Source organism: Bacillus infantis (assembly GCF_008180445.1).
In the GTDB taxonomy this organism is placed as follows: domain Bacteria; phylum Bacillota; class Bacilli; order Bacillales; family Cytobacillaceae; genus Bacillus_AB; species Bacillus_AB infantis_B.
The window spans coordinates 297,175-317,489 of the sequence record NZ_VTER01000001.1 but is presented as its reverse complement, the minus strand read 5'-3'; the positions used below and the strand labels follow the sequence as shown (position 1 = coordinate 317,489).

The following is a 20,315-nucleotide window of genomic DNA, read 5'->3' as shown; positions in this document are numbered from 1 at the left end:
GTGAGATGAAAATAAGCTGGAAGGAATTTATTTTGTGGCCTGCCGTTATTATTGGTTTTTTCATTGTAGGAAAAAATGTTGAAAATTCGTTTTTAAAAAACCTGGCGATTGTATCAGCAATAGGTGTTGAAAAGGAAGAAGATTTATACAAGGTCACTATTCAGGTGATCAGTCCTACAGCCTCCCAAAAGGAAGCAACTGGTGATTTGGGCGCCGTGGTATATGAACAGACAGGAAGAACTTTTTCAGAAGCAGTGCGGCTTGCATCACAGAAGGTTTCACGCTATTTATTCCTTGATGATACGGAAGTTTTCATTATGGATGAAGAACTGGCCAAGGAAAACGGCATCAAGGAAGCTATTGATTTCCTTATAATGGAACCAAATGTCACCTCAAATTTACAGGTTTTTATTAGCAAAGGCACCAAGCCGGGAGAAATTTTAAAGATTTTTACGCCAATCCAGAAGATTTCAGCCAGAAGGATTAAAGAAATCGCCCGTAATATAGGCTCTGACCTTGGAACGGCAGTACCCGTCTATCCAAATAAAATAAAAAATTATCTGCTGAATCAGACTACTGCCCAAATCAGCATTCCGTACCTCCAAGTCGAGGGAGATGCTGGCACGGGAATGAAGAAAGCCAATATTGAAGAGTTTGATCCCCCTGCAAAAATCAAAATCGGAGGTATGGCCGTTTTCCGCAATGATAAACTTGAGGGGTTCCTGGATACTGAACAGAGTAAGATTCTGCTTCTGCTGGAAAAAAAGCTTGAGAGGACTCTGTTCGAGGCAGGGTGCCCGAATGGAGAGAAGGGTTTCACATCAATGAATGTGAGCAAATACAAGCCGAAATTCAAGCCGAAGGTAATCAATGGGATGCCAGGATTCGATATCAGCGTCAAGCTTGATGGAGAGGTAATTGAAACGAGCTGCAGCCTGGATTTTACCCTTCCATCTAATAAGGAATATGAAAAAGTCTTCACTGCGGAGCTCCAAAAACAAATTGAAGAGCTTATTGAACAAAGCCAAGAAGACAATCTTGATTATATTGGATTTGGAAAGAGGCTTTATACTAGAAAGCCGCAGCTGTGGTCAGAGATTGAGAAAAAGTGGGAATCCGTTTATCCTGATATGCGGACAAATATAGAAGTGGAAGTGGTCATTACAGAATTCGGCGATGTGATGAAATTGCGCTGAGAAAGCAGGAAAGACATGGGCACAGTTAAAATTACAGTATTTCAAATGTTTGCGCTTCTGACCCTCTTTCTTCTTGGGAGTACAGTAGTAGTGGGGCTGGGCCTGGATTCCGAGGAAAATGCATGGCTGATCAATCTCTTTGCAATGTTTGTGGGCATTGTATTGTTCTTCTTTTATGCATTTATTCTCCATAAAGGCGGATGGGCAGATTTCGGGGAAATACTTGAGAAGGGATTCGGGAAAGCAGGCGGTAAAATCATCAGCCTCTTATATTCTATATACTTTTACTATATCGCTGCAAGAATTGTAAAAGATTTTTCCTATTTTATCAGCCAGACGCTTTTTTATAATATCCGGGACTGGATCATCTCTGCCATGCTCCTTATTTTGGCAGCCTATGGATGCAAGCTGGGACTGGAGGCGCTGGCACGCACTGCTGAAATCCTGATGTTCATGACCATGCTGCTCGTTTTCTCTCTTATTGCGCTGGCGCTCATGTCCGACTTCTTTTCTATGGAAAATATAATGCCTTTGTATAATCCTGATGAAATCAAGTGGGGAACCCTGCCACAGCTGTTTACATTCCCTTATGGAGAGATGGTGGTATTCCTGCTTATTTTCGCTTCAGTCAATCAGCCCGAAAAACTTATAAAAAAAGGCTGGCTGGCCGTTATCGCGGCAGGTATAATCATTCTAATTCTTTCAGAGCTCATCATCGGCATAGTTGGGGCAAAAACAGCTGCCATATATACATATCCGCTTGTAAAATCGATCGAGATGATTGAGTATCTGGAGGTTATCCAGCATCTGGAGATATTCTCTGTGTTCAGCTTTCTTTTTGTTGGTTTTATTAAAATCGGCATCTTTTTCGAGGCTGGTACAATGGCTTTTGCAAATGTTTTCAGGAAGCTGAAAAAAGAAAATATCATATACCCCGCTGCATCATTAGCTATGCTTGCAACACTGTATATGGCTGAAAACCTTCCGCAGCATTTGTTCTTAGGGCTGAAAGTAGTCCCGTATCTGGTCCATCTCCCTTTTCAGTTTCTGTTTCCAGGTATACTGGCAGTGCTCCTTGTCTTGAAAAAAGAGAGGAATCAGGCTTTCTAGCCGCCTCTGTTTAATGCGATAATGTACTCACTATCGCATAGGGGGAGTTATATGGAAGTCAGAAAGCTGGGGAAAGAAGACGCAGAGGAGTACAAAAAGCTGCGGCTTGAAGCGCTGCAAAACAAACCTGAAGCCTTTGCATCCAGTTATGAAGAGGAACAAGGAAATTCGGCCGATTTTTACGCCAATCGTTTTGCTTCAGTTCTCTCTGCAGAGTTTGGCGCATTTGAGAATGGAGCTATGGTTGGAACGGTAACTCTGATTAAGGATGCAAAACGGAAGCTTAAGCATCGGGCAATGATTGCTGCGATGTATGTTAAACCTGATTACAGAGGCAAGAGAGCAGGCAGGAAGCTGATTGAAGCAGCTCTTGATGAAGCTCGTTCAGACCCGGGAATAGAACAGGTCACCCTTTCGGTTGAAAGCGGGAATGAGCCTGCCAAAAGGCTTTATGCGTCATTTGGATTTACTGTATACGGTGTTGAAAAAAGGGCATTAAAAATTGGTGAAAGCTATTTTGACGAAGACCACATGATTCTTTATCTTAGTTGAGGAGGCGAGAGCCTTCTTTTTTATTTGGTAATAAAAATTACTTTGAAAAGTAATTTCTAGTTGCTTTGAAAAGTAATTTATATTACTCTATAAACAGGAGGTGGAAAATTTGGAAAATTTACGCTTGAATGTATCTCTGCTTCGCAAGAAGGTTCCAAATTTGACGGCAGCTGCAAAATCCGTGGGACTTCGTCCTGCTACAGTTTCCAATCTTTGCACCGGAAAGATTCCGGTAGGCAGGGCTGAGGTAAGGACGATCGCCCTGCTTGCTGAACTGGCAGAATGCAGTCTGGATGATTTAATTATTAGAGGGGAGAAGGCAGAGATGATTGAAACGAAAATCAAGGCGCTCGACCTGTTTGCACCATTGGCGAAAGGAGGGACGGCCGGTTTAGTGGCCAGGCCAGGAATGGGACAGTTAGTACTCCTGACAGAGCTGTTTTTCCGGCTCAAGAAAGAAGGCTATAAGACAATCCTGCTCATGCCGGAAGGGGGTTATCCGGAACTTCAGGATATTCTGATCAATACAGATTATACTGCTGCAACCATTGAGGATGCATACCGGCTTCTCTCAGAACATTCAAAGAATGAAGAAGTTCTGTTTGCAGCTGACAGAGCACATGTGGTGAATGGAATCATCCATGATTTGCAGGGCAGGCTGGAGGCGAACGGGATCAGCTCTGTAACAACCTTCCTCCTGGATTTAAAAGGGGAGGCAGTAGATGATGAATTTCCTTATGGACCGCTGGAAACATTATGGCAGTTTGATGCCGACCTTGCTGCCAGGCATTTATATCCTGCGGTAAATCCTATTTACTCTGCCTCTTCTGTCCTTGAGGGAGCATATCTGGATCAGGCCCATCTGACCATCCAGCAGAAGGCGCAAAAGCTCCTCCGCCGCTACAGGGAATTAAAGGCGCTTGTCCAGGCGGGGGGAACGGAGAGGCTTCCGCACTCCGAAACACTGGGGTATCAGCGCGGTGCATTGCTGGAAGCCTATCTGACCCAGCCATTTTATACAGCGGAAGAATTTACAGGACAAAAAGGACAATCGGTATCGCTTCAGGAAAACCTGTCTGACGTCCGAAAAATTCTGGATGGCGGGGCAGATGCTTATTCGGCAGATGAGCTGGCCTATATTGGAAGCCTGGCCACCCATCAGGGGAAAGAATCATAAGAAAAAGCCCGCTCTCGCGGGCTTTTTCTATATCACACTGTTTTTCACTGAGTTGGAATCATTCAGGTCAGGATCGGCAATCCAGGATATTGGAATATTGACCGGCGACACATCGCCATTTTGTTCGCCAAATCCCTGATTCCTTTTATAAGAGATGAACTGGTCGATAAATTGGTTCGGCCCCATATTCACAATAGAAGCATGGTCAAGCACATTGACCTTTAAGGCGAGAAGATTTACCACCATGGGGGCAAATATCACAAGCATCACTCCCTACAGATTTGGAATTCTCGCAGAATCGAAAGTTGAATTGGAGTCAAGCTGATCACGGTCATCAACCATTCCCTTTGTGCCGATGAATCCGCTTGCATCACCAAAATTCTGTCCGTAGCCCTGATTCTTTTTATCCGAATTATGCCACTCGGCAAGAAGGTTCTGGCCGATATTGACAGCGGAAGCATTCTCGAAAGAATTGATCTTGATTGCACAGATGTTGATATTGATAAATGGCGCAGGAGCCGGCAATTATATCTCCCCCTTTGTTTGCTTCTAAGTATATTCAGCTCTGCATAATTTATGATAAACGGTCAGTGAGAGCAAAAGGGGGAAAAGCATGTTCTATCCTACGCGTGTAACCATAGGCAAGACATCAATAAGAAGTACTGATCATGGATCTGGTATAATCTTTGGCCAGAATATCATGGTTAACAAAGCGGTGAACGGAAAGAAAAACCAGGGGTTTGGCCAGCAGTCCGCTGACAGGGTTTTTATGGCCGTGCCAGCAGGTGTAGTGTGGGATGGTGACGAGGAAGATAGCCCGAGTGTGAAAAACAATATCTAGCTATGCCGCAAAGGCCAGCAGTATTTTAGAATACCCATCCAAATCGCTGCATACCTATAATGTATATACCTCCGAAAGCAAAAGCCCTGCTGCTTAAAGTACGGGGCTTTTGCTTTATGGTTCAAAACTAAGGAATTATTTGCTATAATGAAGTTGGACGAAAATGATTATCATTATTGATGAGGTGCTTGATGTAATGAATATTGAACAATTGGTTACGACACGAAGAACAATCAAAAAGTTTAAAGCAGATCCAGTGGATGAGGCGTTGTTCATGAAGTGGCTTCAAGCGGCCAGCCTTGCTCCCAACCATAAAATGACTGAGCCTTGGGATATTATTTTTGCCGGCCCGGAGACACGCGGAAAGCTGAAGCATAAAACAGATTTTGGCGGTGCGCCGGAAGTGATGGCCGTCACGGTCAAGCATGGAAAAACTGAACTGGAAACGGTTGAAAATACTGCTGCCGTGGCATGCTTTATCCAGAACTTCATGCTGCAGGCATGGGATGAGGGAGTAGGGACTTTCTGGTGTTCTCTTGGTGCTTCAAAGGCTGCGAGGGAAGTGCTCGGAGTTGAGGAAGGGAACGAGGTAGTCGGCATTATCGCTTTTGGCTACCCCGAAGAAATCCCGGCTATCAAAGAGCGCATCAGCATCGAAGACAAGATTAAAAAGCTTCCGTAATAATGCATAGAAGGACAGGGCAATTGCCTGTCCTTTTTTATTTTGTCAAATGGGCTGAAAACTATGAATAGGATACCTCTAATTCTTAAATGACAGAAAGCAAAATCCCTTTATCACCTTCATTTTTCGGCTATAATGAATCTAGCAGAAAATACAGGGGGCATTAAAAAATGATACTAGTTGAATATAGCCGGAGAAGGGAAGGATGACAGAGGACTTCTGGTCGCCCGTCCGGCTGTCGATTTCTGTGGCAGCCATTTCATTGGCTATTGTCTTTGCTGCAGGCATTCTTTTGGCAAGAGTGCTATCATTAAAAAAATTCAAAGGAAAGCCGCTTATCGAAACCATCCTCCTCCTGCCTCTCGTACTTCCGCCGTCTGTGGTCGGATTCCTGCTTATCATCGTGTTTGGTAAGCAGTCGTTCTTTGGAAAAGCGATAGAAATCTTTTTGGGGCAGCCGGTCATATTTACCTGGCTGGCTGCCGTGATTGCGTCCAGTGTTGTCGCCTTTCCTCTGATGTACCAGTCCGCAAAGACGGGCTTTGAAACGATCGAGAAGGAAATAGAGGATGCTTCAAGAGTTGATGGAGCTTCAGAGCTGAAGGTATTTCTCTTCATAGCACTGCCGCTGTCAGCCAAAGCGCTGGCTGCCGGGGCTATCCTCAGCTTTGCCAGAGCGCTCGGGGAATTTGGGGCAACACTTATGTTTGCCGGCAATATTCCCGGCAAAACGCAAACCATTCCGACGGCCATATATTTTGCCATTGACTCGGGCAATATGGAGATGGCCTGGCTTTGGACGGCAGTTATGATTGGGATTTCCTTTATCATGCTTGCAGCGGTCAATGCTTTCAGTAAGTAAAGTTTCGGTTTACGAAACTTTTTTTGGAGAGAAACAGGGTTTTTGCTGTCATTCCAAGAATATATAATAAGTCTGAAACCCAGAGGAGGAAAAAGCATGACAGCAGAACAGTTTTTACAAAAACAAAATGAAGCCTTGCAAAAGCTCCAGAAAAAGCGCGCTGAAGCTTCATGGAAAGCTTCTGTAACTGGAGAAGATGAATGGAACAGGAAGACAGCTGAGGCACAGACAGAGGTCAGCCTCTACTTATCAGATTCTGAAAGATTTCAAGATGTAAAGGAATTCCTCGATAGCGGGGAACTAAACCAGCTTGAACAAAGGCAGCTGCAGCTGCTGAAGAACAGCATGGTAAAAAATCAGCTGGACGCAGGTGTACTTAAGGACCTTTCTGAAAGAAGCTCAGAGTTAATAGGCGTCTTCAATACATACAGAGCCGTTCTGGATGGAAGGGAAGTTTCGGAAAATGATATCAGGAAAATCCTTACAGATAGCAAGGATAACGAGCTGCGCGAGCGGGCCTGGCATGCAAGCAAGACAATTGGCAGCAAAGTCGAAAAGAAGCTAATTGACCTTGTGAAATTAAGGAACGAAACTGCCGTGAAGCTTGGCTACAGAAATTTTCATGAAATGAGCTTTGAACTCCAGGAGCTGGACAGGGACGTTATCTTTGCTATCTTCGATGAGCTTAAGGAAATTTCGGATGAACCATTCCGCCAGCTGAAGCGGGAAATGGATGAGGAAATTGCAGAACGCCTATCCATATCTATAGAAGACATCCGGCCATGGCATTATGCGGATCCATTCTTTCAGGAAGCTCCTCCTTCTAAAGCACTGAACTTGGATTCTTACTATGAAGGGAAGAATCTGGAGGAGCTGACAGCTGATACATTTGCTTCCATGGGAATGGATATTGGAGATATGCTGGAAAACAGCGATCTTTATCCGCGGGAAAAGAAAAATCAGCATGCATTTTGTACAGACATCGACAGGGAAGGGGACGTAAGAGTCCTGTGCAACAACAGCAGCAGCGATTACTGGTCAACCACCATGCTGCATGAGTTCGGGCATGCCGTATATTTCAAATATATAGACCGTGATCTCCCTTTCCTGCTCAGAGCCCCGGCACATACATTGACCACTGAAGCGATTGCGATGCTTTACGGCCGGATGGGCCGGAACCCGGAGTGGCTGGGAAAATTCCTCGGCATTAAAGAGAAGGAATTGGAAGAACTGACTGGCGAGCTGAAATTGGCGCTCAGAAGGCAGATGCTCATTTCTGCCCGGTGGTTCATCACTTTTTCGCTGTTTGAAAAAGAACTGTATGAAAATCCAAACCAGGATCTGAACCGTCTTTGGTGGGATATCGTTAAAGAAGTCCAATTCCTGAATCCGCCGGAAAATCAGGATACCCCGCACTGGGCTGCTAAGATCCACTTTACCCTTGTGCCTGTATACTATCAAAATTATCTTTTGGGGGAACTTACAACCTCACAGCTGGAACAGCATATCAAGAAAAATCTGAAGGGTGATATTCTTTCTAAAGATGCAGGAAGCTATCTGCTTGAAGAATTTTTCAAGCCGGGAGCGGCCCTCCACTGGAATGAAAAGATAGAAAAAGCAACCGGCGAAAAACTCAACCCGCAGCATTTCATAGACCAATTCGTAGGTGATCTGCAGCAGGCATAACAGAAAAAAAGGCCGCTTTCTTCACAGGAAGCGGCTTTTATAATGGAAAGGAAGGAAACTATTATATGAAAGTAAACGTCTATATAATACATGCATTCTGCAGGGACAACAAGGGTGGAAACCCGGCAGGCGTGGTTTTCGACGCCGATGGCCTAAGCACCGGGCAGATGCAGAAAGTTGCCTCAATGGCGGGATTCCCGGAAACTGCATTTATCAGCCATTCAAGAACAGGTGAGATATCCATGAGGTATTTCACACCGGAGAACGAAGTCGACCTATGCGGGCACGCTACTGTCGCCTCCTTCCATCTGCTTGTCAAGGAAGGCAGGATTCCCCCAGGAGAGCACACATTTGAATGCCATGCAGGCCTTCTTAAAGCAATAGCGAGTGATACAGGAGAGGTCTTCCTGGAACAGCCTCTTCCAAAAATGGGAACAGCTCTACCTCCAGAAGAGGCTGCTGCTTCCTTGGGAATCAGCCAGGATGATCTTGCGGAAGGTCTGCCGGTCCAGATTGTTTCTGCCGGATTGCCGGACATTATGGTCCCGATCCGTTCCCGTGATGTTCTGGAGTCGATCCGGCCTGATTTCGTGCGGGTGGCTGAGATCAGCAGAAAGTATCAGGCAATAGGGTATCATCTGTTTGCTTTCAATGAAAAAGGCAGTCCTGCGGCAGTCTGCCGCAATCTTGCTCCTGCAGCCGGCATACCGGAGGAAAGTGCGACAGGAACTGCCAGCGGCGCTCTATGCGGCTATCTTTATCATCATCAAAAAATTGCGGCAGGCCCGCATTTTTTTCACCAGGGAGAAACAATGGGGCTTCCCTCTATCATAAAGGCAAATCTATCAGCCGCAGATTCAGGGGAAATTGAGAGACTGGAAATTGGCGGTGCTGCGAAAGTGAAAGAAAAGATGGTGATGCACATTTAATGCTGTATTCATAAAAATTTCGACAGCATCCAATTCCGCCAGCTTAAATCCACAGCAATAGACGTCCAATCTTCTGCCGTTGCTTCACTGAGTGTCATAGTTTGTAAAGAAAGCTCGCTATTTGTTCATATCTTTTAAGCGGAAAATGGTTTAAGATAGAAATAAGTTAATAGACGGACTTTTTAGAAAAAACAATAATGGTATTGTCAGTAAAACTTCAGACTCAGAATGATAGATGGAGGGATATGAGTGAGTGCAAGCATCGCAGTAAAACTGATAGAAGACTATTCAAACTATGAAGACGAAACACTGGTGGTCCTTTTTCAAAATGGGGATGGTATGGCATCTGAATATCTTATGAAAAAATACAGGCACTTTGTCAGGGCGAAAGCGAGCAAATTCTTTTTGATCGGCGGAGATAAAGATGATCTTTTTCAGGAAGGGATGATCGGGCTATACAAAGCAATCCGTGATTTTAAGGAGGACAAGCTTGCCTCATTCAAAGTGTTTGCAGAGCTGTGCATTACAAGACAGATCATCACTGCTGTAAAAACGGCTACCCGCCAGAAGCAAATGCCGCTTAATTCCTATATTTCACTGGACAAGCCGATATATGAAGATGAATCCAAGCACACACTCATGGATATCCTCCCGGGCGCCATGGTCACAGATCCGGCCATTCTGATTGTGAACCAGGAGAACACTGCAGACATCGAAGAGAAAATAGCCGAGAAGCTGAGCGATCTGGAACGGAAGGTTCTCGATCTATACGTTGCCGGCCACTCTTATATTGAGATCTCTGAGGAACTTGATACTCACGTCAAATCAATCGACAACGCCCTCCAGCGCGTCAAACGAAAACTTGACCGCTATCTTGAAAGACGTGAGCTGGTCATTTAAAGAAAGTGAGCTCCCTCTGGAAACAGAGGGCTTTTTTCTTTGGAGCAGGGTAAGGGATAATGATTTACTCTGTTTTTAGGGAACCGTACAGATCCATAAAAAAAAGAAATCCCGGCAAACAGCCGGGATTTCCCATCAATATTCTTCCCTTCTGGCAGAAGGTTCATCTCCCGGAGTATCACCGAGCTGGTTCCCTTCATGGGATGGACGGAGCAGTTCATCTTCTTCAATGGTATTATCTACAAACAGGACATATTGCCCGTCAAATACTTTTTGCGCAAACTCTTCTGCATCCTTATCAGCTGCACCATAGCTCGCGTACTCATCATTTGAATGGATACCTGAGCTGGTTCCTGGATCTGCACCTAAAAACAATGCTTTAGCGGAATCCAGGAAGCGCTGGTTTCCGAGTTCCTGTGAGCCGATGATTTTGGCAATGGCCCCGTATGTTTCAGCAAGTGCTTCGATATTGGATCCGTCCTTTGAAACGATTACCAGCTTTCTGCTGTTATAGCCGTTATCCTTAGCTGAAGAGAGTGCTTCCGTAAGCTCTTCGATCGTATCATAGCCGCCAATCAATTGATTATTCATGAATATTCTCCTCCGGTAGATTAATAGAATTACTTCTATCATTCCCTGGTTTTCATGGGAAGAAACGTTGGGAAGCTTTTCTCACATTACAGGGAAGTTTTTGAAAAACCTGATGTTAAAGCCTATTGGGATACATTTCTGCAGGTCCTGCATGAACTAATTAATCTCTGGATGATGTCCCATGCTTTATAATGCGATATAATAGAGACATCGTAACTAGGAGGAATCGACACATGAAGCCATTTGACAAAATTTCTTCATATTTCAAGGCCTATGCACAATCACTGGCAGATGAATTGGTGGATAGCATCGTTCAGGAATTTGACTTTGAGGTGCCAAAGGAAGAAATTCAGAATGCCAAAAAGACTTATGAATCTTTTATGAAGTTTATTGGGGAGTCCATTGTGTCCGAAACTGAGAAGATGCCTGACGGATTGCTGGATTGGAGCAAGGAAAATGGAGAGCGGCAGGCAAAGAACGGCGGCCGCATTTCGGACATCGTAATGCGCTATCCTGATTCCAGGCAAGTGTTTATCGACAAAGTGACCAGTATAGGGAAAGAATTCGATCTAGGCATGGACGAAGTTGTATTGCTGATAAAAAAGGTCAATTTGATTCTGGATATCAGCATCAACGAAACAGTATTTGCTTTTGAACGATTTTCCGAGTTACTTCTGGAAAAAGCACAGGATGAGGTCAACGAATTGACTGCACCTGTTGTTCCGATACAAGATGGCATTGCCGTTCTTCCGCTGATTGGCTCAATTGATTATGACCGGGCCAAGCTGATTATGGAAAAAGTGGTGCCGGAAATTAAAAAACTGCAGATAGAATGCCTGATCATGGACTTTTCCGGCATTGTCAATATAGACGCCCAAATCGCAAAGTATGTATTTGATATCCGGAGTGTGCTCCGTCTAGTAGGGGTGAATACAATCGCTTCAGGGGTCCGGCCGGATCTTGCGCAGCAGGCTGTTACAGAAGGAATCGATCTTACCTCTGTACCGACCTTTGCAAATGTAAAGCAGGCCATTGAGAGTCTTGAGGAAGAATGACTAGAGAAAAGGGTGAACCGTCCTGGTTCGCCCTTTTTGTGTAAAGAAATTATCCGGATGATGCATCAGTGTCTTCTGTCAGTGTTATTTTAGACAGCTCTGTTAGTATGGTGGCCGCACCTATGATTTGTTTTGTGCTGTCAAAGAGCGGGTGGGCAAAAATCATATATGTATAAAGATGCTTGTCTGGAAGTGAAAAGGAGACTGTCTTCCGGATCGAGATCTGTTTTTCTATGACAGTTCTTTTCATTTGTGCATACATTTGTCCCCCTATCCCAAGGCCTAGCTCATCGTCCCGTTTCCCTATGAGAGATTCAGGCGGGAATAAGGGATGGTGATTGAAAATCCATGTATACTTTAAATCCATGTCACAGTGGGCGATGATCATGGGTGCAGCCTCCAGCGCATAACGGAAGGGACTTTCATCATCCGCATTAAAGGCAGAAGAGTGGAAATTCAGGATCTGGGCTATCTTTTGCCTGATTTCCTCACTGGGATTCCTCACCCCGCTTTCAATTTGTGCGTAATAAGCCCTGTCGATGTATGCCTTTGTGGCTACGGTCTCCTGGGTGGGCTTTCTGGCTTTTCTTATTTTAATTAACCAATCTCGTTTATGTTGTTTATGCATGGCTCTAGGTTATCATGTATCACTGGCAATGGGCGTGGCTTTTGAGACACAGGAGACATATTTGGTGGAGAAAAGGGTACACGTATAAATTACTTGTAAGAATCAGGCTTTATTTAATGAATAGAGCAGAAGTTAGAGATCGGATGAATGATGAAAAGAAAGAGAGGGTATAAGTCTTTTATACATAATGAAAGTGATGTGATACTTTGCCAAGCTCTAAATGGTTTAAAATCGGCTATGGAATTATTATTGTGATGGTTATCATCTTCCTCGCAACGAAAATCGATTTTATTTTTACACCGATTGAAATATTCTTTGAAACTTTATTTATGCCTTTTCTGATATCGGGGGTTCTTTACTATCTGCTGCGCCCGATTGTTTATTTCCTTAACAGGAAAAAGGTTCCAAAGGTTGTTTCCATCCTCTTGATCTATCTTATCGTCATTGGAGGGGCAGCCGCACTTGTGTACTTTGCGGGGCCGGAGCTGCAGCGCCAGTTTAAAGATCTGATGGACAATTACCCGCAATATATAGAGGGGCTTAGAAACAAAGCGGATGAGCTTCAGAACAGCGCATGGTTTTCCCGTTTCCAGGAAAACGATTATATTACCTTCGACTATATTACAGAACAGGTGAGTTCATATTTCAAATCGAACTTCTCGGATTTAAGCTCCCGCCTGACTGGCGTATTCAGCATCGTCACGAGTGTTGTAACCGTGATTGTAACAGTGCCTTTCATTGTCTTCTATCTCCTGAAGGACAGCGAAGGGGCTTCAAAAGGCATGGTCAGATATCTGCCGTATTTCCAGGCTGCAGAGACAAGGAAAATCCTTAAGGATATGGATGAAGCCCTCAGCTCCTATATCCAGGGCCAGGCAATCGTCAGCTTCATTGTGGGTGTAATGATGTATATCGGCTATCTGATCATCGGAATCAATTATTCTCTGATTCTGGCTATTGTGGCCATGTTAACAAACGTCATACCCTTCCTGGGGCCATTTCTTGCCCTAGTCCCGGCGGTCATCGTAGGGTTTACTATGTCGCCTTTTATGGCGCTGAAAGTCATTCTCGTTGTGATAGTGGTCCAGCAAATAGACGGAAATGTATCCTCTCCGCTCATCATGGGGAGAAAGCTGGATGTCCATCCGCTTACCATTATCCTGATCCTGCTGGTTGCGGGCAATCTTGCTGGTCTGATCGGGATGATCGTCGCTGTTCCTGCCTATGCAATCATCAAGGTCATCATCAGCCATGCCTACAGGCTTTATACATTGAAGAGGGCTGACCGTGACCAGATTATCCAGGTTGAAGATTAATGGTTTCAATCATGCAGAAAAACGGGAACAGAATAGTACAACCCATACAACAGGAGGAAGCTGCATGAACCGATATAAAATTGTGTATAAAAACCGTGAGGACCAATTCATCAGTACTGAATTTTATGCAGACTGCATCACTGACCTGATTCCGCAGCTCACAAATCTTGAAAGGAAATTCAAAATCGTTGAAGTGAAGAATATGATGTACGCACAAAGAAAATGAAAAAAGCAGCGCTGAATGCCGGCGCTGCTTTTTTATGCCTATCAGCAGGAAGCGGAAGAGCGGGAGTCGAATCTACTGTTATGAAAAATTGAGGGGGAAGAAGTATGGCTTTCAGAGAAAATGCGCCGCCAGGACCATATAAGCTTAAGGATAGTTTAGAAAAATTAAATGATGCAGCACTAACTGAAACAGAACTAATACTACTGGCAGAGGCTATGCTCGAGGAGATTGGAACATCTGATCCATATCTGCGAGATCATCTTATTTACGCCAATTTTGCCCGGCTGATTGTAGAAGGCAGATTTTCTCATGCCATGCTTGAAGAAATCCTCGCCGTCTGCCTGGATGACAGCCATTTATTTTTCCATCTAGGGGCAGAGGGGGATGACAGTGTGTTCACCCGAAGCTTTTCTTCCCTGGTGCTGGCTTTGGTCATCCAAAAAGATGCTGAAAAGAGATTTCTTTCTGCTCAAACAGTTCAGTACACATATGGAAAAACATTGGAATATATGAAGGAAGAAAAAGACCTCCGGGGATGTGTGGAAGAAAAGGGCTGGGCACACAGCATGGCTCATGCAGCAGACCTTTTAAATGAGCTCGTCCGCCACCCGGTTATCTTCAGCAGCGAGCAGCTGCTCTTACAGGGGATGGATGTGATTTTTCATTGTGTATCCAGGAACGACGGCGTTTACACTGATGATGAACCCGAACGGCTCATTTTCCCGCTCACGGCTATCATGGAGAAATCAAGTGAAAACAGCTTTGCCAATAAACTGAAAGAGCTGTCTCAATACGAGGAGGACGCCAGAAGAAGCAAAAGTGATGGAAATGCCTATTATCATCTCAGGACCAATATGATGATGTTTTATAAAACATTGTATTTCAGGCTGAAATGGAATGATTTATTTCCTGCTGGCAGGGATCGCCTTGAAGCGTGTATCAAGAGACTCCATATTGAAGTCTATGGGGAGAAATTCTGAGAAGGAAATTCAAAAGGAGGAGAAGAATCTGCTTCTCCTCTAAAATCTTTCATTTTTGGCAGAAGGGCTGAAAACAGGGAAAGAAAAGTAAAATGTGGTGCCTGCCCCGACTTTGCTCTCGACTTTGATTGTGCCCTTCATCGCTTTGACGATGCTGAATACAACCATCATACCCAGGCCGGTCCCTTTTGAGCCTTTCGTAGAATAATAAGGCTCGCCGAGCTTCTGCAGCTGTTCAGGAGTCATACCAACGCCAGTATCCTTGACCGATATAGAAATATGGCTTTTCGTATAATTGGTCTCGACAAGGAGCTCGCCGCCTTTAGGCATCGCTTCAATGGCATTTTTCAGGACATTGAGAATCGACTGGTGGAATTTCTGCCGGTCTCCTTCTATGGAACCAAGGATGGCAAAATTGGCTGTAATCCTGACAGAATTCTGATTCGCGAGTGGTGTCAGAATGTTGATAACCTGCGTGATTTCTTTTTTTACGTTAATTTCCTCTATATAGTCGAGGGAAGGCTTAGTGAAAGTTAAATAATCTTTTATAACCCTTTCTGCCGATTCAAGCTCTCCTTTAACGATATGCAGATACTCTCTTCTTTTTTCAAGGGGCTGAGGATGCTCGATCAATAGCTGTACAAAGCCTGCCGCAGCTGTCAAAGGGTTGCGGATTTCATGTGAAATCGCGGCACCCATCTGCTCAACAGCTTCCAGCTTTTCAGTTTTTATCAGTTTCTTCTTGAGCTCAAGATCCCTTCTGACATATTCAATGATATAGGCTATCATTGCGACCCCGACAGTCGGAACCGCCAGATGAGCGGCCCAGGCATCAAGCCTGCTTTCAGGGGATGACCAAATTTCCATAGCGATGACTGTCACTACGCTTAAAATAACAGTCAAGAGGACCGAAAAGGCAATCCTTTTTGGGGGAGGCTGTACTTTGAATCTAGGATAAATGCGCCATAGTAAAAATCCGAGCGGCACATACAAAAGAACATTGAGCCAGAAACCGGTACCAAGTCCAAAGAACGAGCGGAAGACAATGGCAATCACGCTGAGCCAGGGGCCAAGTCCGGCATACAAGCCGCCGATCAAAACCGGGATTAGCCTCAGATCAAATTGGAAGTCGGACGAGGATTTAAAAGAAAACTGCAGGCTCATCCAAAGCATCAGTGATAGCCATATAAGGGACGACACGCGGGAAAAAGAGATTCTTTGCCTTCTCTCTGACCAAACCAATGAGAAAAAAAGAAGAATGATAATCAACGCCAAATTAAAAAACAAGTGCCTGGTTATTTCCATTTATTTCACCGCATTTTTGTATGTATATTAAAAATATTATAATTTTTTGTCAAAAGAAACAATACAATTAGCTTAAATTGACGAATATATTAACAGTTTCCCTAAAATAGTCATATAAAGACTGGCGCAGCTTTTAAGCCAGCAAGCATTTATTGCCTGTCCGGGAAAGCCGGTTTGCTTACTATCGAACAATTCAAATGGTGAAAAAGAAAGGAATAATATTAAAAACTGCTAAAAAAATGAACCTTTTTCCAGCCTCTTCCGTATTATGGTTAGAATGAGAATGATAGGAGGCACAGTTTTGGATTCTATTTTGAAGCTGGATAATGTAAAAAAAGTGATTAAAGGAAAAGAAATCATCAAAGGACTCAGTTTTTCTGTAAATGAAGGAGAGGTATTCGGCTTTCTCGGCCCCAATGGAGCCGGCAAAACGACGACCATCCGGATGATTGTAGGCCTGATCGGGATAACGGAGGGCGACGTGATCGTCTGCGGAAAAAGCATCCGCAAGGACTTTGCCGGTGCCGTTAGCCATATTGGTGCAATTGTAGAGAATCCGGAAATGTACAAGTTTCTGACTGGCTACCAGAACCTGATGCAATATGCACGAATGCAGAAGAGTATTTCGAAAAAGAAGATTGAAGAAGTAGTTGAGCTGGTCGGTCTGCAGGACCGGATCCATGATAAGGTGCGCACCTATTCGCTCGGAATGAGGCAGCGGCTCGGACTGGCACAGTGCCTGCTTTATGATCCGAAACTCCTGATCCTGGATGAGCCGACGAACGGCCTTGATCCTGCAGGGATAAGGGAAATCAGGGACCATCTGAAAATGCTCACCAGGGAAAAAGGCATGAGTGTTATCGTATCGAGCCACCTGCTTTCGGAAATGGAAATGATGTGCGACCGGATTGCCATCATCCAGGATGGCCGGCTTGTAGAGGTACAGCAGGTGAATGATTTTGTTCAGACCGGGACGGTTTACGCTTTTGAAACAGGCGATCTCAGCGAGGCATTCTCTCTTCTGGAAGACAAATTTGGCATAGTCCGGACAGCCGGTGGTTTTACAGCGGCCTGCACAAGAGACGAAGTGCCTGTTATTGTCCAAAGCCTTGTTGAACGTGGAATAGCGGTCTACGGGGTGAGAGCGGCTTCGCAAACATTGGAAGACAGATTCCTAGAAGTGACGGCTGGGGGTGTCAAGCATGGGTAGTTTAATCAAGAATGAATGGATTAAAATTTTCCGCAGAACAGGTACGCTTGTAATGGTCGGACTTGTGATTCTCTTTACAATGGTCTATGCCGGATTTGAAAAATATGACCAAGTAAAAAATGGCGGACAGGAGCCGCAGGCTGACTGGAAGCAGACAATGGAACAAAGCATCCAGACTGACAAAACGGATATGGAAGAAAATTTCAATGCCAATCTCGATATGTTCTATAAACGGCAAATTGCCATCAAGGAATACCAGATTGAGAATGATATCCCTCCTCAAACCGAATATTCGGTTTGGTCTTTCGTAGAGAAAGCCCAGGCATTGATATCCTTTGCAGGCCTTTTTACCATCATCGTAGCAGCAGGCATCGTCGCCTCTGAATTTTCATGGGGAACAATCAAGCTCCTGCTGATCCGGCCAATCAGCAGATCGAAAATCCTGCTGTCCAAATACATAACCGTCTTTTTGTTCGGGCTTTTCATGCTGGCTTTGATTTACGGGCTGGCCACATTGCTCGGTGTGATTTTGTTCGGTCTTCCTTCTGAACAAATTCCTCATCTTGCCTATTCAGGTGGAGAAGTGGTTGAAAGGGGCATAGCGGGACATCTGGCAATTTCCTATCTGCTCGCCAGTATTGATGTGCTGCTTGTCGCAACGATGGCTTTCATGATTTCAGCAGTTTTCCGCAACAGTTCGCTTGCGATCGGCCTTTCCCTGTTTCTGCTTTTCACAGGAGGGACGGCAACATTTATTTTGGCAGGTCTTTTCGATTGGGCAAAATATATTCTTTTTGCCAACACGGATCTGACTGTTTATTTCGACGGAGTACCGCCTGTAGAAGGAATGACGCTCACCTTTTCGGTCATCGTCCTGCTTTTCTATTTCACCATTTTCCATGCGCTTGCCTTCTGGCTGTTCAATAAAAGGGATGTATCAGCGTAAAAGAGGAAGCCGGACATTTTCTGTCCGGCTTATTTTGTTAGCAGAAGAATGGGGTAAGTTCTTAATGGTCAAAGCGGGAGGGTGTTAGTGAGAGGTACTGGGACCGTCTAAATTGGGAAAAGAGAAAAAGAGGGTGTTAGTGAGGGGAACTAAGACCATCTAAATTGGAAAAAGAGAATCAGAGGGTGTTAGTCGGGGGAACTAAGACCGTCTAAATTGAAAAAAGAGAATCAGAGGGTGTTAGTCAGGGGAACTAGGACCGTCTAAATTGGAAAAAGGGAATCAGAGGGTATTAGTCGGGGGAACTAAGACCATCTAAATTGAAAAAAGAGAATCAGAGGGTGTTAGTCGGGCGAACTAGGACCGTCTAAATTGGAAAAAGAGAACCTGAGGGTGTTAGTCGGGAGATCTAAGACCGTCTAAATTGAAAAAAGAGAAATAGAGGGTGTTAGTCGGGGGAACTAAGACCGTCTAAATTGAAAAAAGAGAATAAGAGGGTGTTAGTCGGGGGAACTAAGACCGTCTAAATTGGAAAAAGAGAATCAGAGGGTGTTAGTCGGGGGAACAAGGACCGTCTAAATTGGAAAAAGAGAATCAGAGGGTGTTAGTCGGGCGAACTAGGACCGTCTAAATTGGAAAAAGAGAATCAGAGGGTGTTAGTCCAAGAAACTAGAGCCCTCTAAACTGAAAAAGAGTAATAGAGGGTGCTTGTGAAAAGAACTTCTGCCTACTAAGCCCCAAAAAAAGGAAAGATGCCAGCTCGAACGCCTAATCCACTCCTTCAATCAAAAAAACCATAATATCAGAAAATATAGACAACAAGCATTGAAAGGTATATTATACCAATTACCAAAGGAGGGAAATCGTATGGGTGATTGCTTTATTTGCAATAAGCAACAGGGGAAAATCAAAACTTCAGGAAGTGTAATCTATGAAGATGATTTTGTTTATGTTGGACATATTGACGGAGGCGGTAAGCCTGTTTATCTTGGACATTTGATGATTGACTTGAAAAGGCATGCACCGTCGCTGGCGGATTTAACGATGGAGGAAGCTTCAGCTTTTGGGAGATCTATGGCGAGGATTAGCCGGGCCTTAAAGGAAAGCGAGGGAGCAGAGCATATTTATTCTCTTGTATCAGGTAACGCTGTTCCCCATCTGCACATGCATCTGGTGCCGCGCTACCCGGGGACACCGGAAAAACATTGGGGGCCGATGAGTGTTTATGACTGGGAGCAGGCTCCGATGGGAGATGAAGAGGAGGTCAGCGAAATCTGCCGCAGGTTCAAGGCTTACCTCGAGGAGCGGAAACATGATTGATATTTGCTGGACCGGGAAGGATGCCCCTTATCTGGATGATCCCGATGTCAGACAGGACGCCCATATTACGGTAGGGCGGTTTGGTGGAAATACAGAGGCCGGGCAGTATAAAAATGAGGATGGCTGCCTTGTCTGGGCAGATGAAAATCGTGAATGGGAGTTTGCCATCATACTGGATGCACATGAATCAGCAGAAAGCGCAGAGCTGGTCCTGCAGCATATTCAATTAAAAAAGGAAGACATATTTGAAATACTGATGCTTCCAGCACATACGGCAATACCTGGTGTGGAAAAATATATATTGTCACTCCTGGCTTCTGAAGAGTTCCGGATGGAATGCAGCAAGATAAAAGGTGAAACAGCCTGCCTGTTTGCTTTTCGGAAAGGCCGGTATCTTTGGTGGCTGTCTATCGGTGATTGTGTGCTGTTCCTCTTTCATCCAGAACTGGTGGCTATGGGGCAGCATCAGATGAACCAGCGGCAATTTTTTGAATGGACAGGAAGGGCCAATGCTTTTGATTTGCCCGTCCCCTGTTATACAACAGGAAGGAGGGAGCTCAGAGCAGGCTTAAATACCATCTTGCTTACGACAGATGGCCTCCTTGAATGCCCGGGATTGCCATTTGAAAACCCTGAGAAAATCATGTCGGCATTGAAGTATGCTTCAGAAGGGCAGGGTGTGAAAGAAATGCTAGATGTAATTAAGGCACACCAAGTCCGGGACAGTACTACGATCATCTCCTGGGAAGCGAGTTCCTCCAGCAGGCCATTAATGCCGGGAAACCTTACTAGCAAGGGATAAA

The 20,315-nt window shown here is 44.7% G+C and carries 23 protein-coding genes; 18 read left to right on the top strand and 5 right to left on the bottom strand.

Annotation, left to right across the window (positions count from 1 at the left end; all coding sequences use genetic code 11):
- Positions 1 to 5 precede the first annotated feature (5 nt).
- The 4 genes from FZD51_RS01785 to FZD51_RS01770 all read left to right on the top strand — a co-directional run bounded on the left by FZD51_RS01785 (position 6) and on the right by FZD51_RS01770 (position 4,035).
- A complete protein-coding gene (locus FZD51_RS01785; RefSeq protein WP_148973169.1) occupies positions 6 to 1,196 on the top strand; it encodes a Ger(x)C family spore germination protein in 1,191 nt (396 codons plus the stop codon).
- A 15-nt stretch (positions 1,197 to 1,211) separates the two neighbouring features.
- Positions 1,212 to 2,306: a GerAB/ArcD/ProY family transporter gene (locus FZD51_RS01780; protein WP_148973168.1), complete on the top strand. Its 1,095-nt coding sequence runs from the start codon at positions 1,212 to 1,214 to the stop codon at positions 2,304 to 2,306.
- A 51-nt stretch (positions 2,307 to 2,357) separates the two neighbouring features.
- Positions 2,358 to 2,858, top strand: coding sequence for a GNAT family N-acetyltransferase (locus tag FZD51_RS01775; RefSeq protein ID WP_148973167.1), 501 nt, complete (start codon positions 2,358 to 2,360; stop codon positions 2,856 to 2,858).
- A gap of 109 nt (positions 2,859 to 2,967) precedes the next feature.
- Positions 2,968 to 4,035 (top strand): P-loop NTPase family protein, encoded by a 1,068-nt coding sequence (locus FZD51_RS01770; protein WP_148973166.1) that lies wholly within the window; start codon positions 2,968 to 2,970, stop codon positions 4,033 to 4,035.
- A gap of 27 nt (positions 4,036 to 4,062) precedes the next feature.
- Here the strand turns inward: FZD51_RS01770 and FZD51_RS01765 are convergent, their stop codons facing one another.
- Positions 4,063 to 4,296, bottom strand: a complete 234-nt coding sequence (locus FZD51_RS01765; protein ID WP_022544026.1) for a hypothetical protein — start codon at positions 4,294 to 4,296, stop codon at positions 4,063 to 4,065.
- 12 nt (positions 4,297 to 4,308) lie between these two features.
- Positions 4,309 to 4,560, bottom strand: a complete 252-nt coding sequence (locus FZD51_RS01760) for a hypothetical protein (RefSeq protein WP_148973165.1) — start codon at positions 4,558 to 4,560, stop codon at positions 4,309 to 4,311.
- A gap of 88 nt (positions 4,561 to 4,648) precedes the next feature.
- On the opposite strand from FZD51_RS01760, the gene FZD51_RS01755 reads away from it, so the two are divergent.
- The 6 genes from FZD51_RS01755 (at position 4,649) to sigH (ending at position 9,935) form a co-directional block, all read left to right on the top strand.
- On the top strand, positions 4,649 to 4,876 hold the full coding sequence (locus FZD51_RS01755) for a hypothetical protein (protein WP_148973164.1): 228 nt from the start codon (positions 4,649 to 4,651) through the stop codon (positions 4,874 to 4,876).
- 163 nt (positions 4,877 to 5,039) lie between these two features.
- Entirely contained in the window at positions 5,040 to 5,558 is a 519-nt protein-coding gene (locus tag FZD51_RS01750; RefSeq protein ID WP_262380624.1) for a nitroreductase family protein, read from the top strand.
- Positions 5,559 to 5,763: 205 nt separating this feature from the next.
- The gene (gene modB / locus FZD51_RS01745; protein ID WP_148973163.1) at positions 5,764 to 6,420 is read left to right on the top strand and encodes a molybdate ABC transporter permease subunit; all 657 of its coding nucleotides are present in this window, start codon (positions 5,764 to 5,766) and stop codon (positions 6,418 to 6,420) included.
- Between the two features lie 96 nt (positions 6,421 to 6,516).
- Complete coding sequence (locus tag FZD51_RS01740; RefSeq protein ID WP_187445589.1) at positions 6,517 to 8,106, top strand: M2 family metallopeptidase; 1,590 nt, start codon at positions 6,517 to 6,519, stop codon at positions 8,104 to 8,106.
- Positions 8,107 to 8,171: 65 nt separating this feature from the next.
- Positions 8,172 to 9,035: a PhzF family phenazine biosynthesis protein gene (locus FZD51_RS01735; protein ID WP_148973161.1), complete on the top strand. Its 864-nt coding sequence runs from the start codon at positions 8,172 to 8,174 to the stop codon at positions 9,033 to 9,035.
- A 249-nt stretch (positions 9,036 to 9,284) separates the two neighbouring features.
- Positions 9,285 to 9,935: an RNA polymerase sporulation sigma factor SigH gene (sigH, locus tag FZD51_RS01730; RefSeq protein ID WP_148973160.1), complete on the top strand. Its 651-nt coding sequence runs from the start codon at positions 9,285 to 9,287 to the stop codon at positions 9,933 to 9,935.
- Positions 9,936 to 10,070: 135 nt separating this feature from the next.
- Here sigH and FZD51_RS01725 read toward each other — a convergent pair whose 3' ends face one another.
- Positions 10,071 to 10,526, bottom strand: coding sequence for a YflT domain-containing protein (locus tag FZD51_RS01725; RefSeq protein WP_187445588.1), 456 nt, complete (start codon positions 10,524 to 10,526; stop codon positions 10,071 to 10,073).
- 233 nt (positions 10,527 to 10,759) lie between these two features.
- Between FZD51_RS01725 and FZD51_RS01720 the strand changes: the two genes are divergently transcribed.
- A complete protein-coding gene (locus FZD51_RS01720; protein ID WP_148973158.1) occupies positions 10,760 to 11,581 on the top strand; it encodes an STAS domain-containing protein in 822 nt (273 codons plus the stop codon).
- A 49-nt stretch (positions 11,582 to 11,630) separates the two neighbouring features.
- Here FZD51_RS01720 and FZD51_RS01715 read toward each other — a convergent pair whose 3' ends face one another.
- Positions 11,631 to 12,209: a helix-turn-helix domain-containing protein gene (locus FZD51_RS01715; RefSeq protein WP_148973157.1), complete on the bottom strand. Its 579-nt coding sequence runs from the start codon at positions 12,207 to 12,209 to the stop codon at positions 11,631 to 11,633.
- A 206-nt stretch (positions 12,210 to 12,415) separates the two neighbouring features.
- Here FZD51_RS01715 and FZD51_RS01710 point away from each other — a divergent pair, with 206 nt between their 5' ends.
- From FZD51_RS01710 to FZD51_RS01705, 3 genes are all read left to right on the top strand, one after another.
- On the top strand, positions 12,416 to 13,525 hold the full coding sequence (locus FZD51_RS01710) for an AI-2E family transporter (protein ID WP_148973156.1): 1,110 nt from the start codon (positions 12,416 to 12,418) through the stop codon (positions 13,523 to 13,525).
- Positions 13,526 to 13,589: 64 nt separating this feature from the next.
- Positions 13,590 to 13,751 carry a hypothetical protein gene (locus FZD51_RS26005; protein WP_022544023.1) on the top strand — a complete coding sequence of 54 codons (162 nt, stop codon included), beginning with the start codon at positions 13,590 to 13,592 and terminating at the stop codon, positions 13,749 to 13,751.
- Positions 13,752 to 13,855: 104 nt separating this feature from the next.
- Complete coding sequence (locus tag FZD51_RS01705; protein ID WP_148973155.1) at positions 13,856 to 14,731, top strand: DUF2785 domain-containing protein; 876 nt, start codon at positions 13,856 to 13,858, stop codon at positions 14,729 to 14,731.
- A gap of 39 nt (positions 14,732 to 14,770) precedes the next feature.
- Here the strand turns inward: FZD51_RS01705 and FZD51_RS01700 are convergent, their stop codons facing one another.
- On the bottom strand, positions 14,771 to 15,904 hold the full coding sequence (locus FZD51_RS01700) for a sensor histidine kinase (protein ID WP_148973154.1): 1,134 nt from the start codon (positions 15,902 to 15,904) through the stop codon (positions 14,771 to 14,773).
- A 433-nt stretch (positions 15,905 to 16,337) separates the two neighbouring features.
- Between FZD51_RS01700 and FZD51_RS01695 the strand changes: the two genes are divergently transcribed.
- The 4 genes from FZD51_RS01695 to FZD51_RS01680 all read left to right on the top strand — a co-directional run bounded on the left by FZD51_RS01695 (position 16,338) and on the right by FZD51_RS01680 (position 20,314).
- On the top strand, positions 16,338 to 17,246 hold the full coding sequence (locus FZD51_RS01695; protein WP_148973153.1) for an ABC transporter ATP-binding protein: 909 nt from the start codon (positions 16,338 to 16,340) through the stop codon (positions 17,244 to 17,246).
- On the top strand, positions 17,239 to 18,192 hold the full coding sequence (locus FZD51_RS01690; protein ID WP_148973152.1) for an ABC transporter permease: 954 nt from the start codon (positions 17,239 to 17,241) through the stop codon (positions 18,190 to 18,192). Before FZD51_RS01695 ends, FZD51_RS01690 begins: the two co-directional genes overlap by 8 nt.
- An 867-nt stretch (positions 18,193 to 19,059) precedes the next feature.
- Positions 19,060 to 19,512: an HIT family protein gene (locus FZD51_RS01685; RefSeq protein ID WP_148973151.1), complete on the top strand. Its 453-nt coding sequence runs from the start codon at positions 19,060 to 19,062 to the stop codon at positions 19,510 to 19,512.
- Positions 19,505 to 20,314, top strand: coding sequence for a PP2C family serine/threonine-protein phosphatase (locus FZD51_RS01680; protein WP_148973150.1), 810 nt, complete (start codon positions 19,505 to 19,507; stop codon positions 20,312 to 20,314). Before FZD51_RS01685 ends, FZD51_RS01680 begins: the two co-directional genes overlap by 8 nt.
- Position 20,315 lies beyond the last annotated feature (1 nt).